Below are 25,908 nucleotides of genomic sequence, written 5' to 3'. Positions count from 1 at the left end.
TTATCTTGCAGATCAGGGCGCATGCTTTTTCAGTCTGAAAGACTCACCTAAAAAAATATCTGTGTTTTAGTCTCCAAAGGCGAGAGATAAGAGGAGTACCTACATCATAATAACTTCGAATAAGCCGATATTATAGGCTTTTTATCCTGTGAAATTTATGATTTTATGTCTAGATTTAGGAGAATCAAAGAAAGTGAGTAGAGTTGTAAAATTAAACTATATGACGAATAGTTAACCTACTATTAACATAACAGATGGATTATTTACCCGGAGTGCTAGGAGGCTATAATGAAGCATCTTAGGAGTCTTGTATTGGCGTTTGTATTTTTACATGTATTGTATGGGGGTGATGTGCGCAATGGCTTCTTCGTGGGGGGTAGATTTGGAGTCAGCAATAGAACCCTATCTTCCAGAAATGCCAACCCCACTTCTATACAGCAGAAACAAATTTATAAGCCTGTGGCAGTGGCAGGGCTTGTTAAAGGACTTGACAAGAATCTTCAAGAGGCATTACAAACCCTTCAAAGTCTTAATAAGCTGATCGCCCAAACTAAGGATGGTAACCAAACATTCAAAGATCTCTCTCAAATTAGTCTTTCTGGGTTGGATGGCATGTCGGCATTGCAAGAAAAAATCGCCACTGCAATCCAAGAGCTTGGGGCAATTATAGATATTTCCGCAGAAAAAGCACAGGATCAAGGAGTCCTATCTCAATACTCTGCGCTTCTTAACACGCTTAATGGATTACAAAAAGATCTCATCCAAGAAGTGGATAGCTACAATCAGGCTCTCAACTCCCAAGAGCAGAACTACATCGCTGCACATGTAGCTTATGAAAAAGCTATGGGAGTCTATGAAAGCAATATGCAAAACTATACAAAGGCTTATGATTCCTTGACTAGCGCTCTTAACAGCGCCTCTAGCGCAAGTGATATTTTGAAGAGTGCCCCAATTATTACAAAAGACTTGAGCGCGCTGATGCAAGCAGATCCAGCTTTTACACAAACCCAATACAACGCTGATATGCAAACGGGTATTAGTCATATTATCAGCGGACAGGACTTATCGCAAAAAGTTGGCACACAGAATCCCGACACCTTTTTCCTACAAATTCTCAAAAGCATCGATCCTGATTTTCCATATGCAAATCTTAACCAACTTGTCGCACTCGCGTATTGGTTTGAAGGGCAAGCGAGTGTCATTAAAGGCTTACCCGACTCCAGTTCTTTTATGTCCGGACTCTTGAATGCGTATGATGGCTTCTTCCAAGTTGTTGGTGAAGTAGGGGGTTGGAATAGTGTTATACCCAGTGCCTCCAGTGTGTTTTCTAAACCGCAGTTCACTACCCCAGATACACTAAGCTTTAACTACAAAGATTTTTCTCAACAAATTCAGACGGCTATGCAACAGGCAAGCGCAATCCCACACCTCTCGAGTGTTAATGACATACACATACAAACTAGCTTAGCCCCTTTAGCCAAGAGCATCAATAGCGCGGGATTTTTTCAAAATATAGGTTACAACGTCGACTTTTTAGTGGGCTACCAACACTTTTTTAGTCGCCATTTTGGATTGTCCGTCCACGCTTCTTTGGGCTATGGATACACCCAAAGTCCCTCATTTAATAACACCCCCTTCAAGTCCTTGCAAGATGTGCAAATAGGTTTCGGAGGAAACTTGCTTTATGACTTCAATGCCCCCTCCAACTATGAAGCGCCTTTGTATTATGGAATTTTTGCAGGTGTAGAGGGAGGCAATGTCAATTATGCGCTCAATGTTGGTAACCAAGCCCTATGGCGCGCCTCCTATAATTTGGATGTGGATTTTGGCTTGAGATTCCAATTTTCAAGCAATATTTTGAAGTGGGGAGTTGAGATTCCCTTGATTCGCCATGATGTCAGTTGGCAAGCAGATCCTCTAGATTTCCAGCTCGATCAGAGCAGTAGAGATATAGAGTTTTTTATCACTTACGAAAAAATAATATTCTAGTGTAAAAGAGAAAGTAGCTCTCTACCTCTGATATGGCAAATCTACTTTTGGTTATACTTGAGCAAAAGGATTACTATGCGTTCGCTTGTCTTGTTTTTGCAAAATTATTCGCCTTCGCCTTTTATTTTTTGCCATTGTGCTCACTTTGCTCACCATCTCTTGTGCGGTGGGGATTGTGGGAGTGGGGATTGAGCAGGTTCTAAACCAATGGGGAGAGAGTTTATTTTTACTCTTAAAATTTTCCATGCAAATGCTTCTACTATTAGCCACCGGGATCGCTCTAGCCCAATCCACCCCTATCAAAAAAATCTTTTATACCCTCGCCTCTCAAGTCAAAACCCCAAAGATGGCAATTTTTGTCATTACTTTAATCGCATTGTTGGGCTGTTATGTGAGTTGGGGGTTTGGCTTAATTGTGGGCGCTGTGTTCTCTAGGGTACTTGCTCAAAGAGTTAAAGGCGTGGATTACCCCCTTTTGGTAGCTAGCGCATACTCGGGCTTTTTAATTTGGCATGGTGGACTTTCTGGAAGTATTCCGCTTAAAATTGCCACCGCCGATGGAGATTTGGGCAAGCTCAGCGGAGGTGTTCTAAACAGTCCTATTCCCTTGAGTCAAACCCTATTTGCACCCTTCAATCTAGCGATGATAGGCTTACTGCTGGTAGGACTGCCTTTAATCAACATGTTATTACATCCTAAGAACCCGACTGCTATCGATCCTAAATTACTAGTCCAGCCTCCTCAAGAGATAATCCCCGAAAAAGAAAGCTGTTTTGCCTACCGCTTGGATAATAGCAAATACTTGGGCTCTTTATTAGGGGTTTTGGGGCTGATCTACTTGGGGATCTACTTTGCACATGGCGCGTCTTTAAACCTCAACAGCTTGATTTTAGTCTTCTTGTTTTTAGGGTTACTCTTACATGCTAGTCCGCAGGCATACTTAAAAACAATGGAGGCAGATATTAGGAGTGTAACTGGTATTGTGCTGCTCTTCCCCTTTTATGCGGGCATTATTGGGGTAATGGGCTTGAAAAATGCCGATGGGATAAGCTTTGCGAGCCTCTTAGCCGATGCCTTTGCACGTTTTGCAACTAAAGACACTTTTCCAGTGTTAAGCTATCTATCTGCCGGGTTGCTTAATATTTTTATTCCTAGTGGGGGTGGGCAATTTGCCGTGCAGGGACCCGTGCTTATTCCTAGTGGTGTGGCTTTAGGGGTGAGCCCAGCAGTTACAAGCATGAGCATTGCTTGGGGCGATGCGTGGACGAACATGATTCAGCCTTTCTTTGCCCTACCTCTGCTAGGGATCGCGGGACTGGACGCGCGTAGCATCTTGGGATATTGCTTAGTAGGCTTTATGTATGCAGGCGCGGTGAGCATGCTTTGTTTATATTTCTTCACTTAAAGGCTGGGCTTGGCAAATGAAAGTTTTCTAAACAAGGCAGAATCTGGTAATAAAACCTTTGGCACGATTGTGATTAGCTATGTGCTTTTAGCACTCTTGGGCGCAGTGTTGCTCAGTTTTGAACCTATGCGCACTAAACCGATTGCCTTTATCGATCTCTTTTTTACCACCGCTTCGGCGGTTTGTTTAACCGGTCTTATCACTGCTAATCCCGCTGTTGATTTTAGTGTATATGGGCAGGGGGTGATCATGGGGTTGATTCAAGCGGGCGGTTTTGGCTACATGGGCTTAGCCGGACTTTTATTCTTGCTCATCGGCAAAAAAATGGATTTCAAAAATCGCGTGTTGCTCAAAGAATCCTTAGATTACCCCAACTTACAAGGTATCATTAAGTATCTCAAAAAAATTCTACTCTTCACACTTGCCATTGAAGGGATTGGAACTTTGATTTTAACTTTGCATTTTTTACCCTCCATGCCTCTTAAACAAGCCTTTTGGGCAGGACTTTTCCATGCCATTTCGGCGTTTAATAATGCTGGCTTTAGTATTTTTGAATCTAATTTAATGGATTATCGTGATGATCTCGTGGTGAATTTGACTATCTGCATTTTAATTATCTTGGGAGGACTTGGGTTTTTGGTACTTAGTGAGTGCTATAACTACCGCTATAATGCGCGTTTGAGCGTGCATACACGCATTGTACTTATTGCTACGGCAATCTGTATTGTGTTAGGTGTGGTGGTGATTTTGTTATTTGAATGGGATAATCCAAAAAGTATGGGAAATTTGGATTGGTTTCACAAGTTTTTAAGCACTTTTTTTATCTCTGTGAATTTGCGCACGGCCGGATTTAATACCATCGACATGGCGAGCTTGCATGATCAGAGTCTCTTTTTTTCTTCTTTGCTAATGGTGATAGGTGCAGCACCCGGAGGTACGGCTGGTGGTATTAAAATCACCACGGTAACTTTATTGCTTTTTTATGCCTACTGCACCCTCAAGGATAAAGAAGTGGTGTTATTCCAAAGAGCCATCCCCGAACCTATTCTTAAGAAATCCTTTTTGGTCTTCATTATCACCATGTTTTATATCATCATCTCAGTGATGATTTTGAGCGCCACAGATGATACGCAAAACAAGCACTTCCTACCTCTACTCTTTGAAATTTGTTCTGCCTTTGGCACGGTGGGAGCTAGTACGGGCGATGGGGGCAATCTTTCATTTGCAGCAACTTTTAGTCATTTTGGTAAACTCTACTTGGTGGTGCTTATGTTTATGGGACGCGTGGGGGTCTTGGTCTTCAGCATGGCTTTGGTGCGCAAGAGTAAAACACGTAGCGTTAGATATCCAGAAGAAGGAGTTGTTTTATGAGAACTTATGCAGTCTTGGGACTGGGAAAATTTGGCTCACATGTAGTGCGAGGGTTGGTGGAAAATGGTGAGCAAGTCATCGCGCTTGATATTAGCGAGGATGCCATCAAAGCGTTTAGGGGTGTATGTGATAATCTTTTTATTATTGACACAACAGACATTAATGCACTTAGAGATACGGGTATTGCTGAGGTGGATACGGCGATTGTTAGTATTGGACAGAGCGTAGAAGCGTCAATCCTAAGTGTGATGGCGCTCAAAGAGATTGGCGTGCCTGAGGTTATTGCCAAAGCTTCCACTCTCATTCACGGGAAAATCCTCTCTAAGATAGGTACAGATCGCGTGATTTACCCTGAACGTGATGCAGCCAAGAGATTGGTTAAAGGGCTCTCCTTTAATCCCAATTTAGAAGTGATTGATATCACCAATAGCATGAAAATCGTGCGTCTAAGCATTGGTAACGCGCACGCAAGTATGGTGGCGCAGGATTTTTTAAATCTCTTTAAGGCGGATTTGAAAATTGTTGCCCTAAAACGCGAGAATAAATGGGAATATGACATTAGTGTTTCCCTGATCTTGCAAAACGCGGACATTCTCCTACTCTTTGGGCATGCTAAAGAAATTGAAATTTTTATGGCAAGCAAGGAAGTGGCGAAGTTTAACAAATAATTTTTCAAAGCGTGTGCTTTGATGTTACTAAATGTAAGCCCTAGCGCGCCATTTCATAGGAGTTAAATATCTATTAACCAAAAACTCGTTTTGTCATAGGACAATCCCCAAAACCATTCAAGGATAGTAGATGGCAGGGTTAAAAGAGGTTTATATCTATAGCGCTAAGCGGAGTCCTATTGGCTCATTTAATGGGAGTTTATCTAGTGTGAGCGCAACCGCTTTAGGGAGTTTGGTGGCGCAAGACACGCTTGGGGCAAGCGGGTTTGATGCGCATTTAGTTGATACCTGTATCGTGGGCAATGTGATTAGTGCGGGCTTAAAACAGGCTCCAGCTAGGCAAGTGGCTTTGAATGCCAATCTGCCTAAATCAGTAGCGTGTTTTTTAGTCAATGAGGCTTGTGGATCGGGTTTAAGGTCTGTGATGTTGGGGGCAGATGGTATCGCCTTAGGGCGATCACAAGTAGCTTTGGTCGGAGGGATTGAAAATATGAGCCTAGCCCCCCATCTACTGATGGGAAGTCGGAGTGGCTTTAAGATGGGTGATACTAAATTAGAAGACAGCTTGTTTAAGGACGGCTTGTTAGACGCTTACCAACATGCTTTAATGGGGGATTTTGCCGAGGGGTGCGCTAAAAATCATCATCTCAGCAGAGAAGAGCAGGATGCTTTTGCCAAGCACAGCTATACAAAAGCACTTGAAGCGATTGAAACCAAGGCTTTTGATGCGGAAATAGTGCCCATTAGTGTTAAAGGCAAAAAGGGGGAAGTACTGGTGAGTGTGGACGAAGAGCCGGGCAGAGTGAATTTTGAAAAGGGTTTAAAACTCAGACCTGCCTTTGATAAGGAGGGCACGATCACTGCCTTTAATGCGAGCAAGATTAGTGATGGGGCGAGCATGCTCATTATTGGGAGCAAAGACCTAGAAAAGGAAACTTCTAGCAAACCCTTAGCGAAGATTTTAGATTACAACTCTTTTAGCCACGATCCTCATCTCTTCCCCACCGCCCCAGCCCCTGCCATTGCCCAACTTTTGAAGCGTAACTATAAGAATGTGAAGGATATTGACCTGTATGAAATCAGCGAAGCTTTCGCGGTGGTGGGGCTTCTGACTCAAAGAGAATTAGACCTAAAAGATACACAGATTAATGTGCATGGTGGAGCGATCGCCTTAGGACACCCCATTGGAGCAAGTGGAGCTAGGTTGCTCACCACTTTGGTGCACGCGTTGCACAGGCATGACAAACATTTAGGAGTCGCCTGCTTGTGTGTGGGTGGGGGCGAAGCTGTGGCAATGCTTGTTGAACGACTCTAAATAAGGAAAGTGCATGAATAAAGTGGTGAGCAGTATTGAGGAGGCGATCGCAGGTGTGAAAGATGGCATGACCATCATGTTTGGAGGTTTTGGGCTGTGTGGCATTCCAGAGAACGCTATCCTGGCCCTAAGTCAAAGCGGGGTAAAGAATATCACCTGTATCTCCAATAACCCCGGGGTTGATGATTTCGGGCTGGGCTTGTTAGTAAAGAACAAGCAGATTAAAAAGATGATCGCTAGCTATGTGGGCGAAAATGCCACCTTTGAACAGCAATTCTTAACTGGGGAAGTGGAGGTAGAATTTAACCCTCAGGGCACTTTGGCTGAACGAATCCGTGCGGGGGGGGCAGGTATCCCGGGCTTTTACACCCCAACTGGGGTGGGTACTATCATCGCTGAGGGCAAGGAGCATAAGGAGTTTGAGGGACGCACATACATCTTAGAAACCGCTCTTAAGGCAGACTTTGCCTTTATTAAAGCTCAAAAGGCAGACACCTATGGCAATCTCATTTTCAACAAAACCGCAATGAATTTTAACCCCATGATGGCTAAGGCTGCTAAAATTAGCGTTGTGGAGGTGGAGGAAATTGTAGAGTTGGGTGCGCTCGATCCTAATTTTATCCATGTAAGTGGCGTGTATGTAGATCGCATTTTCAAAGGGAATTTCGAAAAGCGTATTGAACAGCTGACACTCAAAAAGGGAGAATCATAATGGATTACAATAATTTAGGTTGGAGTCGCGCACAGATGGCGCAAAAAGCAGTAGAAGATATTGAAGATGGGTATTCCATTAATTTGGGAATCGGAATCCCCACCTTGGTAGCAGATTTTATTCCTAAAAATATCCGTGTGATGTTGCAGAGTGAAAATGGGATGTTGGGCATGGGACCTTTCCCCACACAAGATCAAGTGGATGCCGACCTGATCAATGCGGGTAAGCAGACCATTACAGAGAGTATTGGAGCGAGTTACTTTAATTCTGCAGAGAGTTTTGCAATGATTCGCGGACAACACATAGACCTGACAATTTTAGGGGCAATGGAGGTTTCTGCGCAAGGAGATTTAGCCAGCTGGATGGTACCGGGCAAATTGGTTAAAGGCATGGGCGGGGCGATGGATTTAGTCGCTAGCGCCAAAAAAGTGATTGTGATTATGCAACATACTGATAAAAAAGGTAATTTGAAGTTAGTCAAGCAGTGTTCTTTGCCTCTAACGGGTCCTAAGTGCGTCTCCAAAGTCATTACCAATTTAGGGGTGTTTGAGGTCAAGGGGGGGAAGTTTATCCCGTTAGAGTTGGCTGAGGGCGTGCAAGATGCACCCCTGCCTTAGAGGAGGTGGCACACAAGTGATTTGCGGATTTGATCAAAAACCCCAATAAAAGGAGCTACTTTGAAGTACTTAGTTAATTTGGACAATGGTGGAACGCTGACGGACATTTGTGTAGTGAGCGGTTCTGAGGTGAGTTATACCAAGACTCTTACAACTCCTGTGGATTTGTCAGAATGCTTTTTTAAAGGCATCACTAAGGCAAGCGAAGAAATCTATGGCAAAGATGGATTCACTAAGCTGCTACACACCACAGAACTTATTCGCTACTCATCGACTCAAGGTACAAATGCCTTAGTGGAGAGAAAGGGACCTAAGCTGGGACTCATCACAGATGACTCACACTTGCATGCCAAGCTTACCCAAACTTCTCATCAACAAGATCTGTTTGAGAGTCTCGTGGGTGCGCGCTTGGCGCTTTTGCATCATATTCATGATCCCCATCAAATGGAGAGTGAATTGGTGAGTGCGGTCAATACCCTGACTAACAAGGGAGCGGAGCGTCTTGTAGTTGCTATCAAGGATAAAGAGCTTGAGAAGGAGTTTAAACATGTCTTCCTGTTGCAATTTCCTAGGCATTTGCTAGGATCCGTGCCTGTGCTTTTCTCTTGGGAATTTGCGCATGATACAAGTCGTGTAAGACGCATTTGGTCGGCATTGCTCAATAGCTTTTTGCATCCGACCATGGAGCGTTTTTTATATTCTGCTGAGCATCGTCTTAAAGCCCATAAGGTTAAAAATCCTTTGCTCATCTATCGTAATGATGGAGCTTCTTCTCGGGTGGCTAAATCTGTAGCACTTAAAACCTACTCTTCAGGACCAAGAGGGGGAATCGAGGGTACAAAGGCTTTGGCGAAAGCCTATGGCTTTAACCATGTGTTGATGGTGGATGTAGGGGGTACAACTTCAGATGTGGGAGAGGTGTATAAACACAAAATTAAAACGGAACGGCGCGGATCTGTGGAGGGAATCCAAATTTCCTTTGAACTTAGCGATGTAAAATCTTTTGGAGTGGGTGGGGGCTCGATCTTGCGTGTGGATGACAAGGGAAGTATTACCGTTGGACCTGATAGTGTAGGCGCAGCCCCGGGGCCAGCGTGCTTTGGTTTTGGTGGCACGGAAGCGACTATGACCGACGTCAATGTGGCTTTAGGGATTATCGATCCGGATACCTATTTGAATGGACAGCAAAAATTGGACAAACAACGCGCAATCCAAGCCATCACTGAAAAGATTGCTAAGCCCTTGGGTGTGAATTTGGAAAAGGCATTATTTGCCTTAGAGGAAGCTTATGGAGAGCATTTAGCTGCATGTCTTAAGGATCATGTCCAAAAAGACACGGTGCTAGCCGCCTTTGGAGGCGGAGGACCTATGAGCGCATGTTTAGCTGCGCGCAAGGCAGGAATTAAGCGCGTAATTGTACCTAAACTGGCTGCGGTGTTCTCCGCTTATGGAATCAGTTTCTCAGATGTGGCGCAAACTTTTGAGCGTGACATTACGGATTTAAGCAAATCTGAAATTGAGGCGGTTCAAGTGCAAATGCATGAGCAAGCAAAGCGACACATGTATCAAGAGGGCTACAACTGGAGCGAGTGCAAGCACGAGTGGAAGGTGATTGTAGAAAATGCTGATGGGTCTGAAAACCATGTGACACACCTAGAAGACACCGCCCAAATTGACAAGGATCAAAAACGCATTCTAGCCTACCATGTGCGCTACGAACTCTCTCATCCGAGCCTGCGCGCGAGTCTGCCCAAGCATACAACTACGGCTAAGGTGGCTAGTAGTCGCGAAGTGATCGAAGAAAATGGCAAGCATCATAACCCTGTGGTGATGTTGCTGGATCAAAAAACTGGCGCACATATGGAAGGACCTGCCATTGTGGAAGGCCCTTTTTTCACAGCTAGAGTGCCTGAGGGTTGGAGCCTGTTCGTAACAGACAATGGCGATTTGATTTTAGAAGATAAAGCTTAAGGAGTAAACCATGCGCGTTCCTATGACAGAATACCTGATGATCGATCTCAATAGTGAAAGGTGGCTATGCCGTGTATGTGGACATGATTTTGGCGATGCTAGAGACACCTACAAAAAAGGCACGCTCATTTACGATCGCAACCCTGAGGAGATTCACCCCCCCATCTTAGACCCCAAACGCTACCAATATACCTTTTCTCCCGATCCGAAATTCTGCCGGATCTACGAATATTACTGCCCTACTTGTGGGACTCAAATCGAAACCGAGTATGTCCCCCCCCACTACCCTCCCACCATCGACATGCTTTGGGACATTGATGATCTCAAAAGGCGTTGGAAAGAAATTGGAGAGGATCCGGAGACTTCCGTCCACTATGGGCCTGGCGAGAATGCTCAAGCGGATTTACGCGCCAAATTTGATAAAAAGTAAGGAGTTCCTATGAGGAGAATCTCAGTAGACATTGGCGGGACTTTCACCGATTGTTTTTTTGCCTGGGATGGGACTTACATCGAATCTAAGTCCCTCACCACGCACCATAACTTGTCTCTAGGCTTTAATGCCGCTTTGGACAATGCTTGTAAAATGGCAGGACTCACACGAGAGCAAGTACTCAAAGAAGTGGATAGCGTGCGTTATGCGACCACCTTAGGCACGAACGCTTTGATTGAGGGCAAGGGTCCGCGTGTAGGCGCGATTGTTACCCATGGTTTTGAGGACACAATCCACCTATCAAGAGGTAAGGGCTATGGTGAGGGCTTAGATGTTACCGAACAGGGCAATATGCCCAATGCGCAACGTCCCGATCCGATTGTGCCACGGCGCATGGTGCGCTCTGTGAAAGAACGCGTAGATAGTGTCGGTGAGATTTTAGTGCCCCTACAAAAAGAAGATGTCAGAAAGCAGGTGCGCGATTTGGTGGATAATGGCGCGCAAGCTATTGTGGTTGCGCTCACCAATGCCACCGAGAATCCTAGCCATGAGCAACTCGTGCTTGAAACCATTTTAGAAGAGTACCCTGCTCACGAACTAGGCGCAATCCCGGTGATTTTGAGCTCGCAGGTCTCTGGGCGCAAGGGTGAGTATGTGCGCGCCAACACCACCATCATTGATGCCTTTCTCTATGAAATCATGTTCCATGCCCTAAGTCAACTGAGCTCCAACCTGCGTGATAGTGGCTATAGCAGACCGATGTTGGTGATTCATAACAGCGGAGGGATGGCGCAAAGTAATTCTACTGATAGTCTGCAAACCATTCACTCCGGACCTGTAAGCGGAGTGAGCGCGTCTCAGCACCTTTCAGAAACCACAGATATTGGCAATGTGGTGTGTATGGATATGGGCGGGACTTCCTTTGACATCGGGATTTTGCCCAAAGGGGGAGTGAAGCACTACGACTTCCAGCCCGTGATCTGCCGTTGGCTAGTAACCTTGCCCATGATTCACCTCAACACTCTAGGGGCAGGGGGGGGATCGATTGCTACTTACGATCGCATCCACCAAGCTGTCAAAATTGGACCTGAAAGCGCGGGTTCTGATCCCGGTCCTGCTTGCTACGATCGCGGAGGACTTAACCCTACGGTCACCGATGCAGATTTACTTTTGGGTTATCTTGATCCAGATAACTATGCTAACGGGGTCATCAAGCTTAATCCTAAGCGATCCAAGTTCGTCATTGAGGATAAACTCTGTGACGCGTTAGATTTAGATGTGATCGAGGTGGCAAAGGTGATCAAGCGCACTGTGGATGAGCAGATGGCAATTGGCATTGAGATGGAATTACGCAAAAACGGGGGCAATGTAGACGAGTTTACTATGGTTGCTTATGGAGGTAATGGACCTCTGCATGCCTGCGGGATTGCTTACCATGCAGGCATTAGCAAGATCTTATTTCCCCCCTTTGCTTCCGTGTTTTCTGCGTTGGGTGCAGGCAACATGAAGCCCTTGCACATCCATGAGAGGAGCGGTTACATCGTGCTTTATGAGCCCATTGAGCGTAAACTCTTTGACGAGTATGACCGCATGAACGAATACATTGAAGAATTGGAAAGGCGTGGCAAAGAAGACTTGCGTCGTCAAGGTTACGATATTTCCAATGTGCAACACCGCTTGGAGATGGATATGCGCTATGGTAACCAGCGCGTAACCACTTCGGTAGTGCTAGACATCAACCGCTTTAATCATGTGGGAGATGTGTTGCGTGCAATTCGTACCTTCTCAGATGTCTATGCTAAACGCTATGGCAAGGGGGTAGAAGCTCCAGAGGCAGGGGTGCGCGTGCAAACCGTGCGGGTAGCAACTTTCATTGAAACCGATGTGGTGCACTTTAAAGAACTCTACAGCGATCATAAGCGCACGATTCCAAGCGCCAAGAGTCATCGCAAGGTGCACTATGTGGACGAAAAAGAACCCATTGAAACCCCTATCTATGATGAAAGTGTCTTGAATGCAGATTATGTGATTCATGGACCTGCCATCATCACGACTAAAAGCACCACTTACCTAATAGAAAAAAACTGGCGCGTCGAACCCACGCCCCAAGGTGCTGTTTGGCTTTTAAAAGATGAAGTGGATTCTAAGTAAGGAGAAAAGATGTCAAATAAACAAAATCAAGGAACTCATGTAGAGGCTCATAAACACCCCCATGCCCATAGTCATCACGGCACGCACACCCGTAAAAAGGAATTGAGTGCTGAGGAGCAGGCGTGGGTAGATGACTTTATGAACGAAACTACCCTGTTTTTGGGACCTGATCCCAAAATCATGCGCCATCACTCTATTGCCAAACGCACTCCTCTAGAAGAGGAGGTGCTTAAAAAAGGGGGTGATCCCTTGCTTTATGATAGGATTCGCCGTCGCTTAAGCGGATCGCTCGATGAAGCCTTCGAAATGTGCGAGAGCATGGGGGCAGCACCGGGAGCCAAATGGGCGGATTTATCTGTAGCCGTGTATACGGCAAGTGGGGATGTGTGTTATATGTCTAACCGAGGGGTGATCGCCTTTGCGGCTGTATTGCACCACCCAATCCGCTATATTATGAAATATTGGAAAGATGAGCCTACCGTGGGAATTCATGAGGGCGATGGGTTTTTCCACAATGACGCGCGCTTTGGTTGTGTGCACAACACGGATCAGTCCATGCTTACCCCAGTCATTCGTAATGGGGAAATCATTGCGTGGGTGGGGGCGACTATTCACGAGGGCGAAAATGGGGCGTGCGAGCCAGGCGGGATGCCTTCCGGCTCTGAGACCCCCTTTGATGATGGTTTGCGCGGAAGTCCGATGAAAATTGTCGAAAGGGGTAAGCTGCGTCGCGATTTACTTACCTTTTTACAACACTCCACGCGCGATCCCAAGCTGATGCTAGCTGATATTAAGGTCAAAATGGGGGCAGTGCGCCGGGTGATGGATATTGTGGATCGCATGATCGATGAATATGGGATCGATGCTTTTGTGGGGGCAATTCGCATGACTGTAGAAGATGTGGAAAATGAAGTACGCCGCCGTATTGCCGCCATGCCTGATGGTATGGTGACCGTGGAGCAATTTGTCGATTCCACACTCAAGGAAAATATCCTGATCAAATTTGCCTGTAAAATCACGGTCAAGGGCGATCATATGACCGTGGATTTAAGAGGTTCGGGCAAAGAGATCATCAATCGCGCCATCAATTCACCCTTAGCTTCTACAAAGGCTTTCTTTGCCCAAGCAGTACTTTCTTATTGGTGGCCTGATTTGCCTCGCTCTACGGGAGCCTTTTCGCCTATTGAGGTGATTTCTGATGAAGGCACTTGGGGGGATTGTTCCTATGATGCGCCTAATGGACAGAATTTACAAGCGTCTTTCCGCGCTTTTAGCGCTTTGCAGATCGCTTATGCCAAATTGCAGTTTTCTATGCACACTAAATATGCCAATGTGGTTGCCCCGTGGTTTAACCAAATTAACGACTTTTTATGGGGCGGAGAAACCCAACATGGCGAACAGGTAGGTAATCTGTGCGCGGATTTAAATGGCATGGGTGGAGGTGCAAAAGCCTTTAGAGATGGTGAAGACGCGGTTGCTCCCTTGTTCTGCGCAATGGCAGATATTGGTGAACAAGAAGTGATGGAGGAGGAAGTGCCTTTTTTACAGCTAGTGAGCAAGAGGGTTGTGCGCGATAACCAAGGTTTTGGCAAGTACCGCGGAGGTATGGGCTATGAAATGATTGTAGCGGCGCGTAACACACCCGAATGGGGCTTTATGACCGTAACTTCAGGAGCAAAGTTCTCTAGCGTGGGCGGGCTCTTTGGGGGCTATGGATGCGCCACTTACCCTCTAGCGATGGTCAAGGGAATCAATATCTTTGAAATCATCAAGAAAAACCCCGAAGAATTTGATCTATCTATGGAGCGTGTCATGAATGAACGCCCCTTTAAAGGGGGAGTTTATACCACCTACCATATGGGCTTGCAGTTTGACCGCTCCCAAGAAGGCGAGCTATATATGATTTCACAAGGTTGTGGAGGAGGCTATGGAGATGTGCTAGAGCGCGACCCTGAGCTAGTCATGGACGACTTGCAGGTGGGGCGCATCTCTGAGCATGTCGCTTCCAATATTTACAAGGTAGTTTGGGATAAAGAGACTTTTGTCGTAGATGTAGAAGCCACTGCCCAGCTACGCGCCAACGAGCGTAAAGCGCGTCTCAAAAGGGGCTTGCCCTATGACGAATTTGTTAAAAAGCATGTCAAAGATGAACCTCCCAAAGACTTACTCTATTATGGCTCTTGGGGTGAGGAAAACCCTGAAGAGTTGATCGCTACAGTTTGGGATCATCATGGTCCTAAACGGGTGAAAGGCAAGCTTAAGGACATTCCCTTGGTGGTCGTACCCAACCGCCATGTGCTTAAAATCGCTCAATTAGAGAAGCGTGTGCAGGAATTAGAAGAAAAATGTGGCGAGGTGCACCACAAATTAGTGTAAGAAAGTTTTGGAGGGAGAAGGGGTGGGGGTGGCGTGGGCTAGGGTCGCGCGTGCTGTGCCTCTCAAGACTAATCTAGGTCTAAAACCTTATAATCAGCTCTAGCAAAAAGGATCTTCGTGCCTTGTGTGGTTGTGATTGATATTCAGGAGAAGTTGCTTCCCGTGATGGCAGAGCATGAGGCATTGTTGAATAATTGTGTGAAATTCTTAAAAATTGCTCAAGAATTGGGTTTTCAAGTTTATCTTACTGAGCAAAATCCTGCTAAATTGGGTGCTACTATAGAAAGCATCAAGACTTACAGCACTCAAAAAATTTTCGTGAAAAATAGCTTTAGTGCCTATCCTGTCATCCCTTTGTCTAAAGAGACACCCCTATTAATTCTAGGCATAGAGGCGCATATCTGTGTTTACCAAAGTGTTAAGGACTTCTTAAAGCATGGATTTGAGGTAACCCTTTTGGCTGATTGCACCAGTTCTAGAGACTTTCAAAATAAAGCTTTGGCTTTGGAGGATTTGAAAAGCTTGGGTGCGCGTATTTTATCCACCGAAATAGTTGCTTTTGAACATATGCAAACTTATACACACCCTAGTTTTAAAGCTGTCTCTAAAATCATCAAATAGGACTCCAAAGGAAGAGGATGCGTTTTAGCAAAGTGCCATTTAGTTTTGGTGCTAGAAGTCTAGCTAATGAAGTAGCGATCGTTTTTGGCACTCAAGACATTTTAAAGATTTCTTCATTTTTTCGAAGTGATCCCTTAATAAGAACTTGACTTAAAGTTTTTAATTTACCAATGTTGCAATGAGCGAAAGGAGCTGTGTGGAAAAGATAGAATGGAGTGAGGAGCAAAAACAGCGATTTCAGAACTTGTTGCGGGAGTTTGTGGGATTGGTGGATGATAAGGTACAAGAATGGAAGCAGACGGGCAGAGCTCCAACAATACCAAAGTATGCTTTATGCCAAAGTGGGCTGAACAATTTTTTAGCGCAATGGGGCTATGTGTGCCGTGTTAGTGTTGGTTCTGGGTATCTATCTGATGAGCCCGCAATCGCCTTTTTTCGTCAAGATATTTTAGGGGAAGGATTTGTCAATCTTAAAACACCAACCCTCCAACAAGGCTTTTACATTTGGCTTGCGCGCTATTGGCGTAATTTAGAAAAGATTTATCTTTGTATTGGTCGATCTGTGCGAGGGGATGGCGAAGAAGAATGTCAAAAATGCCCAGCGTATGACATATTAATTAAACCCAATGGGGCACGATATCAGGAGTCTTATGACGATTTAGAGGCTAAGATTGAAGAGATCACCAACGATTTTTTATATTTTGCCAATGAATTTAAGAAAATCCCCACCGCGTATTTTAGACCATCTGGTACACACTCTCAAGAAACAACCCCCCATACAGAAAAGGAACTCCCCATGAGTGATTCTCCTAAAATCCCCCTTAATCAAATCCTCTATGGTCCTCCGGGCACAGGCAAGACTTATCATACCATTAACAAGGCTTTAGAGATTTTGCTAGACAAGCAAGGGCAAGAGCTAGAGACAGAAATCCAAAACGCATTTGAGGCGTTAAAACTAGAAATCCCCCAATCTAGCCAAGCAGAGAGTGAAACAAACAGAGCCCGCGCTAAAATTTTGTTTGACCACTATCACGATCAAGGGCGTATTGGTTTTGTTACTTTTCATCAAAGTTATGGCTATGAGGAGTTTGTAGAAGGGATCAAGCCGGAGATGGATAGCGAAGAGGAAACCAGCGAGCAGGTGCGCTACAAAGTTGAGAGCGGGATTTTTAAAAGGATGTGTCAAGTCGCATTACAAAATTACCAAGATTCCCTTAAAACAGATGAGGCGATTGCGCAAGAAATAGAATTAGAGGATCTCTTAGAAAAATACGCAAGTCGCGTTGAAAACGAGCTCAAGGAGGGAAAATTTCCTAGTCTCGCTTCATTTGCTCAAGAGTCTCTAGATTTAAAAACACAGATGAAAATTAGATCGGTGTGTCGTTTGCAAAATGGGGATTTCCGATCTGTTCGCATCGGGACAGACGAATCGGATCGCTCCTCATGGCAGAGTTTAACGAAAGATATCCTTGTGCGGGACTATGCGGATTTCAAAGATGGCAAGATTAAAAACTATCAAGACATCAAACCAACGCGCCAATCACGATCAAAGTCTCATGGCAATGCGCCCTACTATTATGCCCTGCTAACAGAGCTTGAGAAGCTTGAGAAGCTTGAGGAAGGTCAGCCTCATACTCAACCCGCCCCCAAAGCCCCCGCCCAAATCCCCTACATTCTCATCATTGATGAGATCAACCGGGGCAATATCTCTAAGATTTTTGGCGAGCTCATCACCCTAATTGAGGAGAGCAAACGCATAGGCAAAGAAGAAGCCCTAGAGATTAGCCTACCCTATAGCAAAGAGTCTTTTGGTGTGCCTAAAAATCTCTACATTCTAGCCACCATGAACACCGCCGATCGCTCTATCGCCTTGCTAGACACCGCCTTGCGCCGTCGATTTAGTTTTGTAGAAATGATGCCTGAGCCTAGTTTGCTCAGTACAGATTGCGCTGGTGTGGATTTGCAAGCCCTTTTAGAGGCGATGAACGCGCGCATAGAGTTTTTACTTGATAGAGATCACACCATCGGACACGCCTATTTTCTAGGACTCGATAGCTTAAAGGGCTTGCAAGATTGCTTTAAAAACAAAATCATCCCGCTCTTGCAAGAGTATTTCTATGACGATCACGCCAAAGTTAACGCGGTGCTCAATGTTAATGGCATGCTAAAAGATAAGAATATGGACGGTACATTGCAAAAACTCTTGGGGGATTTTATAGACACAGATAAAAAGGTTTACTCAATCACAGAGACTAGCGCATGGGGCGTTGACACTTTTAAAGCGATTTATGGGGGTGCTAGCCAAAAAGAGGAGTAGATAGCCTCTAGTGCGCCTGCAACCCAAAATGCAAACCCATGAAAACCACGCCCACACTCCATTTAGCCGAATACCAAGCTTTCAGCCAAGCAGACATTGCAAGGCGTTTAGGGGATCGTAAAGACAAAGCCTCCAAAATATGGAAAGCTCTTGAAAGTTTTGCAAGGCAAGAGGGCAATCATCAATTTTTAAGATTCAGTGGCAATAGCCTGAAAAGCCAAAACCATGTGGGTTTGATTCAGGTTAAGGACTTTTGTATCGAGATTTTGCCTAAGATTTGTGGGCGCGATTTAAACGATCATGTTGGCTGTAAAAAGCAAATGGCTCAATTCGATCGCATCAAGTTTCAAGAGCAGGTGAGAGAATTTATCAAGCCAGAGACCAACTTAGCCCCACAAGAGCCCCCATGCCCTCTCTGCCATGCCAAGCAAGTTTTGTATAATTGCCTAACCACGCTTAAAAACGCGCCCTTTAAACAAAGCCAATTTTCTCATCTGAGCAACGCGCACTTGCCCCTGCTAGATGTCTTTGTACAGATGTTCTTAGAGGAGTGCGCCCAGCTCATCAAACGGGGGTTAAAGCGAGATTACTTAGCCATCTCCAAGAATCGCCCCTTTCTTAAGGGCAAATTAGAGTTTGCCAGCCATCTTAGAGTGAACATGATCCACAAGGAGCGTTTTTACACCACTAGCGATGAATATAGCCTAGATAACCCACCCAATCGGCTCATTAAAGCCGCTTTGGAGTTTTTTAAAACCTTGAGCCTAAGCCCTAAGAGCCAAGAAAAATTAAACGCCGTGCGCTTTGTCTTTGATGAGGTGCGTGCGAGCAAAGGTAAGGATATGAATACCGATTTTGCCCAAAGCAAGCACGCCACGCGCTTTAAAGAGTATGAAAATCTTTTAGCATGGTGTGATCTTTTCTTGCGAAAAAAATCTCTCACTCCCTATAGCGGATCGGACCTAGCTTATGCGTTGTTGTTCCCTATGGAAAAACTCTTTGAGTCTTTTGTAGGGTATTGGTTGCAAAAAAGTTTGGGGCAATACAGGGTGTATCTGCAAGAATGCAAGAAATTTTTGATGCAAGATGAATGGTGCCGGGGTGTTTCTCTTCTCAAGCCTGATATTGTGCTAAAAAACAAAGAAGAGGTGCTAATTTTAGACACCAAATGGAAAATAGAAGACACCAGCACCGCCGATCTTTACCAGATGTGGGCGTATGCGAGCAAATACGCCTTTCTCGAATCAAAAGGCAGACAAAGACGCATGGGCGTGTGGCTGGTCTATCCTTGGCAGGATCGCATAAAATCCGCCACCTACACTTTTAACGCCAATCAAGACATCGCGCTCCAAATCAAGTACTTTCCACTAGATAAAGGCTAGTCTTGCTTGCGGAAAATGAATTTGTCAATTTTAAAGAAAATGATCGCCCCGATGGTCTGCCCCAAAAAGAGATTGATCCACAGGGGCGTGCCTAGCCATTCAAAAAAATGCATGAAGGGCAACATCACCACCGCTGAGAGCATCCAACGCAACCAATACACCAAAAAGAGCTTGCTCTTATACTCTTGAGGAAGCCGCAGTTTCTTCAAAAAATCCATTCACACTCCTAAAATTTAGCAAGATAGAGTGCGCCCCTTGTGCGCAAAAGAGGCTATAGTGATAAAATACATGTCCGGTAGGTCTAAAAGGGTTGCTTTTTCTCCCAAATCAAAACCCCGATGAAGCAAGAACACTTCTGTTAGCATAGTGGTCTTGCGCGTGCCTAAAAAGCAACGGGGGTCGTATTCAGGCGTGCTCTTAAAGCTCAAAAAGGGCTTCATATCCGCATCGCTCTCTTGAAGGGGGCGTTGTTGGTATGCCTCTAGTGCAACTTGTACCGCCCTGATGGGATCGCACAAATCAATGAGCAAAGCCCCCTTCAGAAAGCCACGCCTATGCATGGGCTACCTATAGCCCTTTTTGCCACAACTCTTCAATGCGTTTACCATAATGGGCATCGGCTTTTTTGAAGTGTTCTAATTGGCGTTTGATAATCTCTGCAGGCACACCCTGCATCGCATCGGCGACATTTTGGCAGGTGCGCTCTTGTTCGTCTTTGGGCATGAGCCTAAAGAGATCGCCTGCTTGCGTGTAGTAATCTGTATCATAATCGCGGAAGTTGTAGGCATAAACAGCCATTTCATCTTCAAGTTTAGCAAGCTCTAATTTAGGCTCGCGCGCATGGGGGGCTTCTTTATAGCCGGGCAGAGAGCTAGGCTCATAGTTGCGCATCGCGCCGTCATGCCCATTATTCATAAAGCCATCCCTTGAAGAAGTTGCAAAAGGACAACGGGGGGCATTGACGGGCAGTTGGCTGTGGTTGATGCCTAGGCGGTAGCGGTGCGTGTCCCCATAGGCAAAGAGCCGCCCTTGCAACATGCGATCGGGGCTATAGCCCACGCCCGGGATCACATGGGCGGGATTGAAGGCAGATTGCTCCACTTCGGCAAAGTAGTTTTCGGGGTTTTTATTCAGCTCCAAAATGCCCACTTCAATGAGGGGGTAGTCTTTATGACTCCACACCTTGGTCACATCAAAGGGGTGGAATTTGTAATGTTTGGCATCGCTTTCGGGCATGATTTGCACGCAAAAACGCCATTTAGGATAATCTTTTTTCTCAATGGCTTCAAAGAGATCGCGTTGGTGGGAGTCCATGTCATGCATACGGATTTTAGCCGCTTCTTCGCTAGTCAAGTTTTGAATCCCTTGCAAGGTTTTAAAGTGGAATTTCACCCAAAAGCGCTCGTTCTTCTCATTGATGAGGCTAAAGGTGTGGCTGCCATAGCCATTCATATGGCGGTAACTCTTGGGGATGCCCCGATCGCTCATTAAAATGGTAACTTGGTGCAGGCTCTCGGGCACTAAGCTCCAAAAATCCCAAACCATAGTCGCGTCTTTGAGATTGGTTTTGGGGTGGCGTTTTTGGGTGTGGATGAAATCGGGGAATTTGAGCGGGTCGCGGATGAAAAACACCGGGGTGTTGTTGCCCACGATGTCCCAGTTGCCCTCTTCGGTGTAGAGTTTGAGCGCAAAGCCTCTAGGATCGCGCTCGGCATCGGCAGAGCCCTTTTCGCCCGCCACAGTAGAAAAGCGCAAAAAGCAGGGGGTTTTTTTGCCCACCTGATTAAAGAGCTTGGCTTTGCTGTATTTGGTAACTTCAGTGCTGGTGATGGTCAAGGTCCCATAAGCCCCACTGCCCTTAGCATGCACCACGCGCTCAGGGATTCGCTCGCGATCAAAATGGGCGAGTTTTTCTAAAAACCAAGTGTTTTGTAAAAGGACCGGTCCCCTAGGTCCGGCGGTAGAAACATCCTGATTATGTCCAACGGGCGCGCCCACAGCATTGGTGAGGATAACATCTTTATCCATGACAAAAATCCTTTCAAAATTAGTTGAGTTCTTAGGAACGACAGAGTTCCTAATTTTGATTATAACGCGTAATGTGTAAATCTCTTAACATGTGGAGGGGACATTTTTTTGGATCTGTTACTTAAATTATCATAATGAGAGACTTAATGCCTTGTTGTGATTCAGATTTATTGGAATTGAGCATGATAGTAACAAAAACAATCTATAATGATAACTTATATCGTTATTTTGAAGTTTTAAAAATTTATTCAAAATTAGAATGTTATTCGTATGCACATTTTGAAAAAATAGAAAGGAGTTTTTGTGTCGAATTTAGATTGGAATAATTTAGGGTTTGAGTACATTAAAACGGATTTTCGTTTTGTGGCGCATTATAAAGATGGTGCTTGGTCGGCAGGCAGTTTGGTAGAAGACAATCAATTGAGCCTGCATGAGGCCTCTCCAGCCCTGCACTATGCCCAGCAGTGTTTTGAGGGGCTAAAAGCCTATCGGTGTCAAGATAATTCGATCAATCTCTTTCGTCCTGAGGAGAATGCAAAACGCCTACAACAATCTTGCCAACGCCTGCTCATGCCCTCTGTGCCGGTGGATTTGTTTGTGCATGCGTGCACTCAAGTGGTCAAAGCCAATACGAAATGGGTGGGACCCTATGGTTCGGGGGCAACTCTTTATGTGCGTCCCCTAGTGCTAGGGGTGGGGGCAGGTTTAGGGCTGCGCCCGGCTAGTGAATTTTTATTTTTAGTTTTTTGCGCACCAGTGGGTCCTTATTTTCACGGGGGGGTGCGCCCGGCTAATTTTATCGTTTCTGAATTTGATCGCGCCGCGCCCAATGGCACGGGGGCAGCTAAAGTAGGGGGCAATTACGCGGGGAGTTTGCTCCCTGCTAAATTGGCTAAAGAACAGGGTTTTAGCGATTGTGTCTATTTAGACCCCGCCACACACACCAAAATTGAAGAAGTGGGCGCGGCGAATTTCTTTGCCATTTCTAAAAAGAGTGGGGCGTTTGTAACCCCCTCCTCTCCCTCCATTTTACCCAGTATCACGCGCATTTCTCTAGTACACCTAGCTAAAGAAAAGCTAGGGCTAGAGGTGGTAGAAGGGGATATTTTTATCAACTCCTTACATGAATACAGCGAGGCAGGGGTGTGTGGCACGGCAGCGGTGATCGTGCCTGTTGGGGGGATTTCTTATCAAGGGAACTTGCATGTCTTTAGCCAAGAGAAGGCAGGACCGATTACCCAAAAACTCTACGACACTCTAGTGGGCATGCAATTTGGCGATTTAGAAGCGCCCCAAGGTTGGATCACTAAGGTTTCTTAAAATTTGAGGTAAGGGAGGTTTTTGTGAAGGATTTCTTGCTCAAGCTTTTGTATGGCATGGCATTGGCCGTGGTGATCGCTCTAGCCCCTAATGCGATCTTGGGGGCTCTGCTCAAACCCTATAACTCTATCCACGCTATTGCGTTGTTCTTAGATGCCCTGATCATTTTGCAGGCATTGGTCTCGCTCATCACGGGCGTATTGGTGGGGCTTGCCTTCAACTTTAACCCCATGAAATCTGCCATTATTGGCGTAGCGACCTTTATTGCCTCTGGGGTGGTCAAACACACCGCCCATGGCTTGGCGTTGGTGGGCATAGGGGATTTGCTCAATGTGCTCATCATCGCCGCGCTTGCGGTCTTGCTCACAAAGTGGTTGGGCGATAAATTTGGATCGTTGACCATCATTTTACAGCCCATTGCTATCTCTGTGTTCTGTGGCTGTTTGGGCTTGCTGATCTTGCCCTACACCACCAGTGTTACCTTAAAAATTGGGGATGCCATCGTGTATTTCACCCAACTCCACCCCTTGCCCATGAGTGTGCTCATCTCGATCTCCTATGCGATTATCATCATCTCGCCCATCTCCACAGTGGCGCTAAGCCTCATCATTGGGCTGACCGGTTTGGCTTCAGGGGCGGCAAATTTGGGTGTTACTTCCACCACCGCCGTGTTGATTGTGGGCTCCCTATTTGCTAGAAATAAAATGGGTGTGAACATAGCGCTCTTGTTAGGGGGCATGAAAATGATGATCCCCAATCTCTTTAAAGCCCCGGTGATGTACGCGTGCATTGTCTCTAATGGGGTTGTGGGGGGGCTGATCACCTATTTTTTCCACATCACCGGCGATGCCAAGAGCGCTGGGTTTGGGATTGTGGGACTCATCGGTCCTATTAAGGCGTATGAAGAAGCCCTATTGCACCACCTAGATCAACCCTTTGTACGGGTGTTGGTGGCTTATGCCTTCTTGCCCTTTTTGGGCGCGCTGATCTTACACTTTCTGTGTTGTAAACTGCTCAAGAGTTATGGGCATCAAATCTATGCCTTTCAGGCAAATTAGTGTTCGCGCCCCTTCTGGAGGCTTACAGCGCGTCTAGACATTTAAGCCCTCAGGCACACAAGCCCCTCTTAGTGGTGGGCTTGTCCCATTGTCCGGAGTTCTCCGCGCATGGCTTTGAACATATTCTCTCACAGGTTTATCAACTCCGTTATCAAAACTCCCCCTTTGAGCCCTGCGATATTGTCTTTGGCGCGTCTTTCAGACTCGAGGGCTATCATAAGAAAATCTTAGACTTCCCCCAAAAGCGCATCGGTTACACGGGCGAGAATGAGAGAATCAATTTTGATATTTACGATTTTGGCTTGGGTTTTGATCATCTGCATTTTCATGAACGCTATTTGCGCGTGCCCCTATACTATCTGCATTTGTTCAAACTCTACGCTATTCTATGTGCCCACCAAAACCCCCCTTTTTTGCTACCAGATAGCCCCCCTTTGCACGCACCCCCCTTTGTACACGCCTATCCTAACCTAGACGCATGCGCTAGAGAGGGGTGCGATCTAAATGGGCGCGATTTTGCCAGCTTTGTGGCTTCTAACTCCAACGCCCCAGAGCGCAACCGCTTTTATCAAGAATTGAATGCCTACCGCCCTGTAGCCGGAGGGGGCAAGGTCTTTAACACCACCGGGCAACCCGTAGCCAATAAATGGGATTTCTTAAGCCATTATAAGTTCAATCTATGCTTTGAAAACACAAAGGGCTTGGGCTATACCACAGAAAAGATTGTTGACGCTTATTTTGCCCACACCATTCCCATTTATTGGGGTAACCCAGAGGTGGCAAAGGATTTTAACCCCAAGAGTTTTGTCAATGTGCACGACTTTAAAGATTTTCACGAAGCGATAGATTTTGTGCGCTACTTAGACACCCATCCTAATGCCTATTTAGAGATGCTTTATGCCCCTCCGCTCCACACCAAAGAGGGCAGGGGTACTTTTTGCAATGATTTGAGTTTTGCGAAAATTTTGGCTTTCTTGCAAAACGCCATCGCCTGTCCAGAAATCTACCATGAGCATTGTTTTGCGCGCACCACCCACACCTCCATTAGCCGCGCTCTTAAAAGCCGTTTGTATGCCCTAAAAGCCTATGGGCTAAAAGGTTTCACCCACTATAACACCAGCGGACTCAAACGCCCCTAAAATCCGCATTAAAGGGGATATTTTGCTATAATACGCCCTTATTAGTTAGCATAAAGGATTGCGATGGGGCAGGATATTCTAGACCAAATCCATGAAAAACTCGACGATCTGTTAGTCAAGCTCGCCCTCTTAGAAGAAGAAAATAAGGACCTGCAGCTCAAAAACGCGACTTTAAGTACCCAGCACGAAGAAAAAGATCGCCAACTCAACGCACTCTATGAGGAAATTGCCAATAAAGATAAACGCCTCCAAGAACTCTATGACAAGATTTTAAAAGTATTTGAGACATGAATAATGCACCCCTCTCTCAGACCATTGAAGTGAGTATCGGTGGTAGACGCTACAAGATCACTTTGGATGCTAGCTTTAGTCCAGAAGCGATCAATGAAATTAAAGACACTTTCCACCTTAAAGAGATCACACCCATGGACCTCTTTAAAGCCTATCTTGGTAAAGTACGCGACATCTCTGAGCTCAACGCTCAACTTAAGCAGCTTTTAAATAAAATCCCCTAGCTATTTGACATTGCCCATATCCGTAACCTTACCCCACATCAGGCGGTACTTGCGCTTCATAAATTCAATCTCTTCGCGTAGTTTTGTGAGCTCGTCTTGCAAAACCTCGATAGTGCGCTTGTCTTCATCATAGACCTCTTGCATGTCGATCACCGCATCTTTTAAAAAGGCATTCTCGTTTTTGTAAGCACAGATCGCCTCGTCCTTAGCCCCTATGACTTTGTCATGTAGACTCAAGATAGTGTTGATGGTCTTCTCTACAAAAATGGGATCAAGCGCATTAGCCCCCATATTTTCTAGCAAGGCCGGGTAACCTGTCTTGGGTACGACATTCTTACCCACCACGCGCCTAGCTAAAACTTGGGTCGCGCTGTGCAGGTCCACCCAAATATGTTCTTCATCATGCTTACTTAAAATACTTTTATCTTGAATCAGGGCTAAAATCCGCTCTCTAGGTAACCTAGAAATCTCTAAAAACTCTTCTAATTCCATCCAAGTAGCTTCTTGCACGACTTCTTCCATC

23 protein-coding genes and 1 pseudogene are annotated in these 25,908 nt (G+C 45.6%); 20 read left to right on the top strand and 4 right to left on the bottom strand.

Annotated features, from left to right (window positions below; all coding sequences use genetic code 11):
* Window positions 1-288: 288 nt before the first annotated feature.
* From C6G87_RS03215 to C6G87_RS03145, 15 genes and pseudogenes are all read left to right on the top strand, one after another.
* Window positions 289-1,989, top strand: coding sequence for an outer membrane beta-barrel protein (locus tag C6G87_RS03215; protein ID WP_104752103.1), 1,701 nt, complete (start codon window positions 289-291; stop codon window positions 1,987-1,989).
* 85 nt (window positions 1,990-2,074) lie between these two features.
* On the top strand, window positions 2,075-3,394 hold the full coding sequence (locus C6G87_RS03210; protein WP_233708979.1) for a short-chain fatty acid transporter: 1,320 nt from the start codon (window positions 2,075-2,077) through the stop codon (window positions 3,392-3,394).
* A 9-nt stretch (window positions 3,395-3,403) separates the two neighbouring features.
* A complete protein-coding gene (locus tag C6G87_RS03205; protein ID WP_104752102.1) occupies window positions 3,404-4,765 on the top strand; it encodes a TrkH family potassium uptake protein in 1,362 nt (453 codons plus the stop codon).
* On the top strand, window positions 4,762-5,433 hold the full coding sequence (locus tag C6G87_RS03200) for a potassium channel family protein (RefSeq protein ID WP_104752101.1): 672 nt from the start codon (window positions 4,762-4,764) through the stop codon (window positions 5,431-5,433). The genes C6G87_RS03205 and C6G87_RS03200 overlap by 4 nt, the downstream gene beginning before the upstream one ends.
* 130 nt (window positions 5,434-5,563) lie before the next feature.
* Window positions 5,564-6,748, top strand: a complete 1,185-nt coding sequence (locus tag C6G87_RS03195; RefSeq protein WP_104752100.1) for a thiolase family protein — start codon at window positions 5,564-5,566, stop codon at window positions 6,746-6,748.
* A 13-nt stretch (window positions 6,749-6,761) separates the two neighbouring features.
* Window positions 6,762-7,460, top strand: a complete 699-nt coding sequence (locus tag C6G87_RS03190) for a CoA transferase subunit A (RefSeq protein ID WP_104752099.1) — start codon at window positions 6,762-6,764, stop codon at window positions 7,458-7,460.
* Window positions 7,460-8,077, top strand: coding sequence for a 3-oxoacid CoA-transferase subunit B (locus C6G87_RS03185; protein ID WP_104752098.1), 618 nt, complete (start codon window positions 7,460-7,462; stop codon window positions 8,075-8,077). Before C6G87_RS03190 ends, C6G87_RS03185 begins: the two co-directional genes overlap by 1 nt.
* Window positions 8,078-8,137: 60 nt before the next feature.
* On the top strand, window positions 8,138-10,048 hold the full coding sequence (locus tag C6G87_RS03180; RefSeq protein ID WP_104752097.1) for a hydantoinase/oxoprolinase family protein: 1,911 nt from the start codon (window positions 8,138-8,140) through the stop codon (window positions 10,046-10,048).
* A 10-nt stretch (window positions 10,049-10,058) separates the two neighbouring features.
* Window positions 10,059-10,478 (top strand): acetone carboxylase subunit gamma, encoded by a 420-nt coding sequence (locus tag C6G87_RS03175; RefSeq protein WP_104752096.1) that lies wholly within the window; start codon window positions 10,059-10,061, stop codon window positions 10,476-10,478.
* A gap of 9 nt (window positions 10,479-10,487) precedes the next feature.
* Entirely contained in the window at window positions 10,488-12,629 is a 2,142-nt protein-coding gene (locus tag C6G87_RS03170) for a hydantoinase/oxoprolinase family protein (RefSeq protein ID WP_104752095.1), read from the top strand.
* 9 nt (window positions 12,630-12,638) lie between these two features.
* Window positions 12,639-15,005 (top strand): hydantoinase B/oxoprolinase family protein, encoded by a 2,367-nt coding sequence (locus tag C6G87_RS03165; RefSeq protein WP_199767615.1) that lies wholly within the window; start codon window positions 12,639-12,641, stop codon window positions 15,003-15,005.
* 117 nt (window positions 15,006-15,122) lie between these two features.
* Window positions 15,123-15,626, top strand: coding sequence for an isochorismatase family protein (locus tag C6G87_RS03160; protein WP_104752094.1), 504 nt, complete (start codon window positions 15,123-15,125; stop codon window positions 15,624-15,626).
* 196 nt (window positions 15,627-15,822) lie between these two features.
* Window positions 15,823-16,365: pseudogene (locus C6G87_RS09140) on the top strand (hypothetical protein); the annotation flags it as partial.
* A gap of 57 nt (window positions 16,366-16,422) precedes the next feature.
* Window positions 16,423-17,943 carry an McrB family protein gene (locus C6G87_RS09045; protein WP_104752132.1) on the top strand — a complete coding sequence of 507 codons (1,521 nt, stop codon included), beginning with the start codon at window positions 16,423-16,425 and terminating at the stop codon, window positions 17,941-17,943.
* 38 nt (window positions 17,944-17,981) lie between these two features.
* Complete coding sequence (locus C6G87_RS03145) at window positions 17,982-19,325, top strand: McrC family protein (protein WP_104752093.1); 1,344 nt, start codon at window positions 17,982-17,984, stop codon at window positions 19,323-19,325.
* Here the strand turns inward: C6G87_RS03145 and C6G87_RS03140 are convergent.
* From C6G87_RS03140 to C6G87_RS03130, 3 genes are read right to left on the bottom strand one after another with little or no spacing between them, the layout of a single operon-like run.
* Window positions 19,322-19,543, bottom strand: a complete 222-nt coding sequence (locus C6G87_RS03140; RefSeq protein ID WP_104752092.1) for a hypothetical protein — start codon at window positions 19,541-19,543, stop codon at window positions 19,322-19,324. The two genes, C6G87_RS03145 and C6G87_RS03140, sit on opposite strands and share 4 nt — an antisense overlap.
* Window positions 19,544-19,558: 15 nt before the next feature.
* Window positions 19,559-19,885 (bottom strand): hypothetical protein, encoded by a 327-nt coding sequence (locus C6G87_RS03135; RefSeq protein WP_104752091.1) that lies wholly within the window; start codon window positions 19,883-19,885, stop codon window positions 19,559-19,561.
* Between the two features lie 7 nt (window positions 19,886-19,892).
* Window positions 19,893-21,353, bottom strand: coding sequence for a catalase (locus C6G87_RS03130; protein ID WP_104752090.1), 1,461 nt, complete (start codon window positions 21,351-21,353; stop codon window positions 19,893-19,895).
* A gap of 303 nt (window positions 21,354-21,656) precedes the next feature.
* On the opposite strand from C6G87_RS03130, the gene C6G87_RS03125 reads away from it, so the two are divergent.
* The 5 genes from C6G87_RS03125 to C6G87_RS03105 all read left to right on the top strand — a co-directional run bounded on the left by C6G87_RS03125 (window position 21,657) and on the right by C6G87_RS03105 (window position 25,385).
* On the top strand, window positions 21,657-22,673 hold the full coding sequence (locus tag C6G87_RS03125) for a branched-chain amino acid aminotransferase (RefSeq protein ID WP_104752089.1): 1,017 nt from the start codon (window positions 21,657-21,659) through the stop codon (window positions 22,671-22,673).
* Between the two features lie 23 nt (window positions 22,674-22,696).
* The gene (locus tag C6G87_RS03120) at window positions 22,697-23,731 is read left to right on the top strand and encodes a PTS sugar transporter subunit IIC (RefSeq protein ID WP_104752088.1); all 1,035 of its coding nucleotides are present in this window, start codon (window positions 22,697-22,699) and stop codon (window positions 23,729-23,731) included.
* Window positions 23,731-24,870 carry a glycosyltransferase family 10 domain-containing protein gene (locus C6G87_RS03115; protein ID WP_199767614.1) on the top strand — a complete coding sequence of 380 codons (1,140 nt, stop codon included), beginning with the start codon at window positions 23,731-23,733 and terminating at the stop codon, window positions 24,868-24,870. The genes C6G87_RS03120 and C6G87_RS03115 overlap by 1 nt, the downstream gene beginning before the upstream one ends.
* Before the next feature lie 63 nt (window positions 24,871-24,933).
* Window positions 24,934-25,161 (top strand): DUF904 domain-containing protein, encoded by a 228-nt coding sequence (locus C6G87_RS03110; RefSeq protein WP_104752087.1) that lies wholly within the window; start codon window positions 24,934-24,936, stop codon window positions 25,159-25,161.
* Window positions 25,158-25,385: a hypothetical protein gene (locus C6G87_RS03105; RefSeq protein ID WP_104752086.1), complete on the top strand. Its 228-nt coding sequence runs from the start codon at window positions 25,158-25,160 to the stop codon at window positions 25,383-25,385. Before C6G87_RS03110 ends, C6G87_RS03105 begins: the two co-directional genes overlap by 4 nt.
* On the opposite strand, the gene C6G87_RS03100 is transcribed toward C6G87_RS03105, so the two are convergent.
* Window positions 25,386-25,907: a DUF3972 domain-containing protein gene (locus tag C6G87_RS03100; protein WP_104752085.1), complete on the bottom strand. Its 522-nt coding sequence runs from the start codon at window positions 25,905-25,907 to the stop codon at window positions 25,386-25,388.
* Between the last annotated feature and the right edge of the window lies 1 nt (window position 25,908).

This window comes from Helicobacter baculiformis, from assembly GCF_900197685.1.
Taxonomy (GTDB): Bacteria; Campylobacterota; Campylobacteria; order Campylobacterales; family Helicobacteraceae; genus Helicobacter; species Helicobacter baculiformis.
Note: the sequence above shows the minus strand (reverse complement) of the source record. Positions and strands in the feature narration are given on the sequence as shown.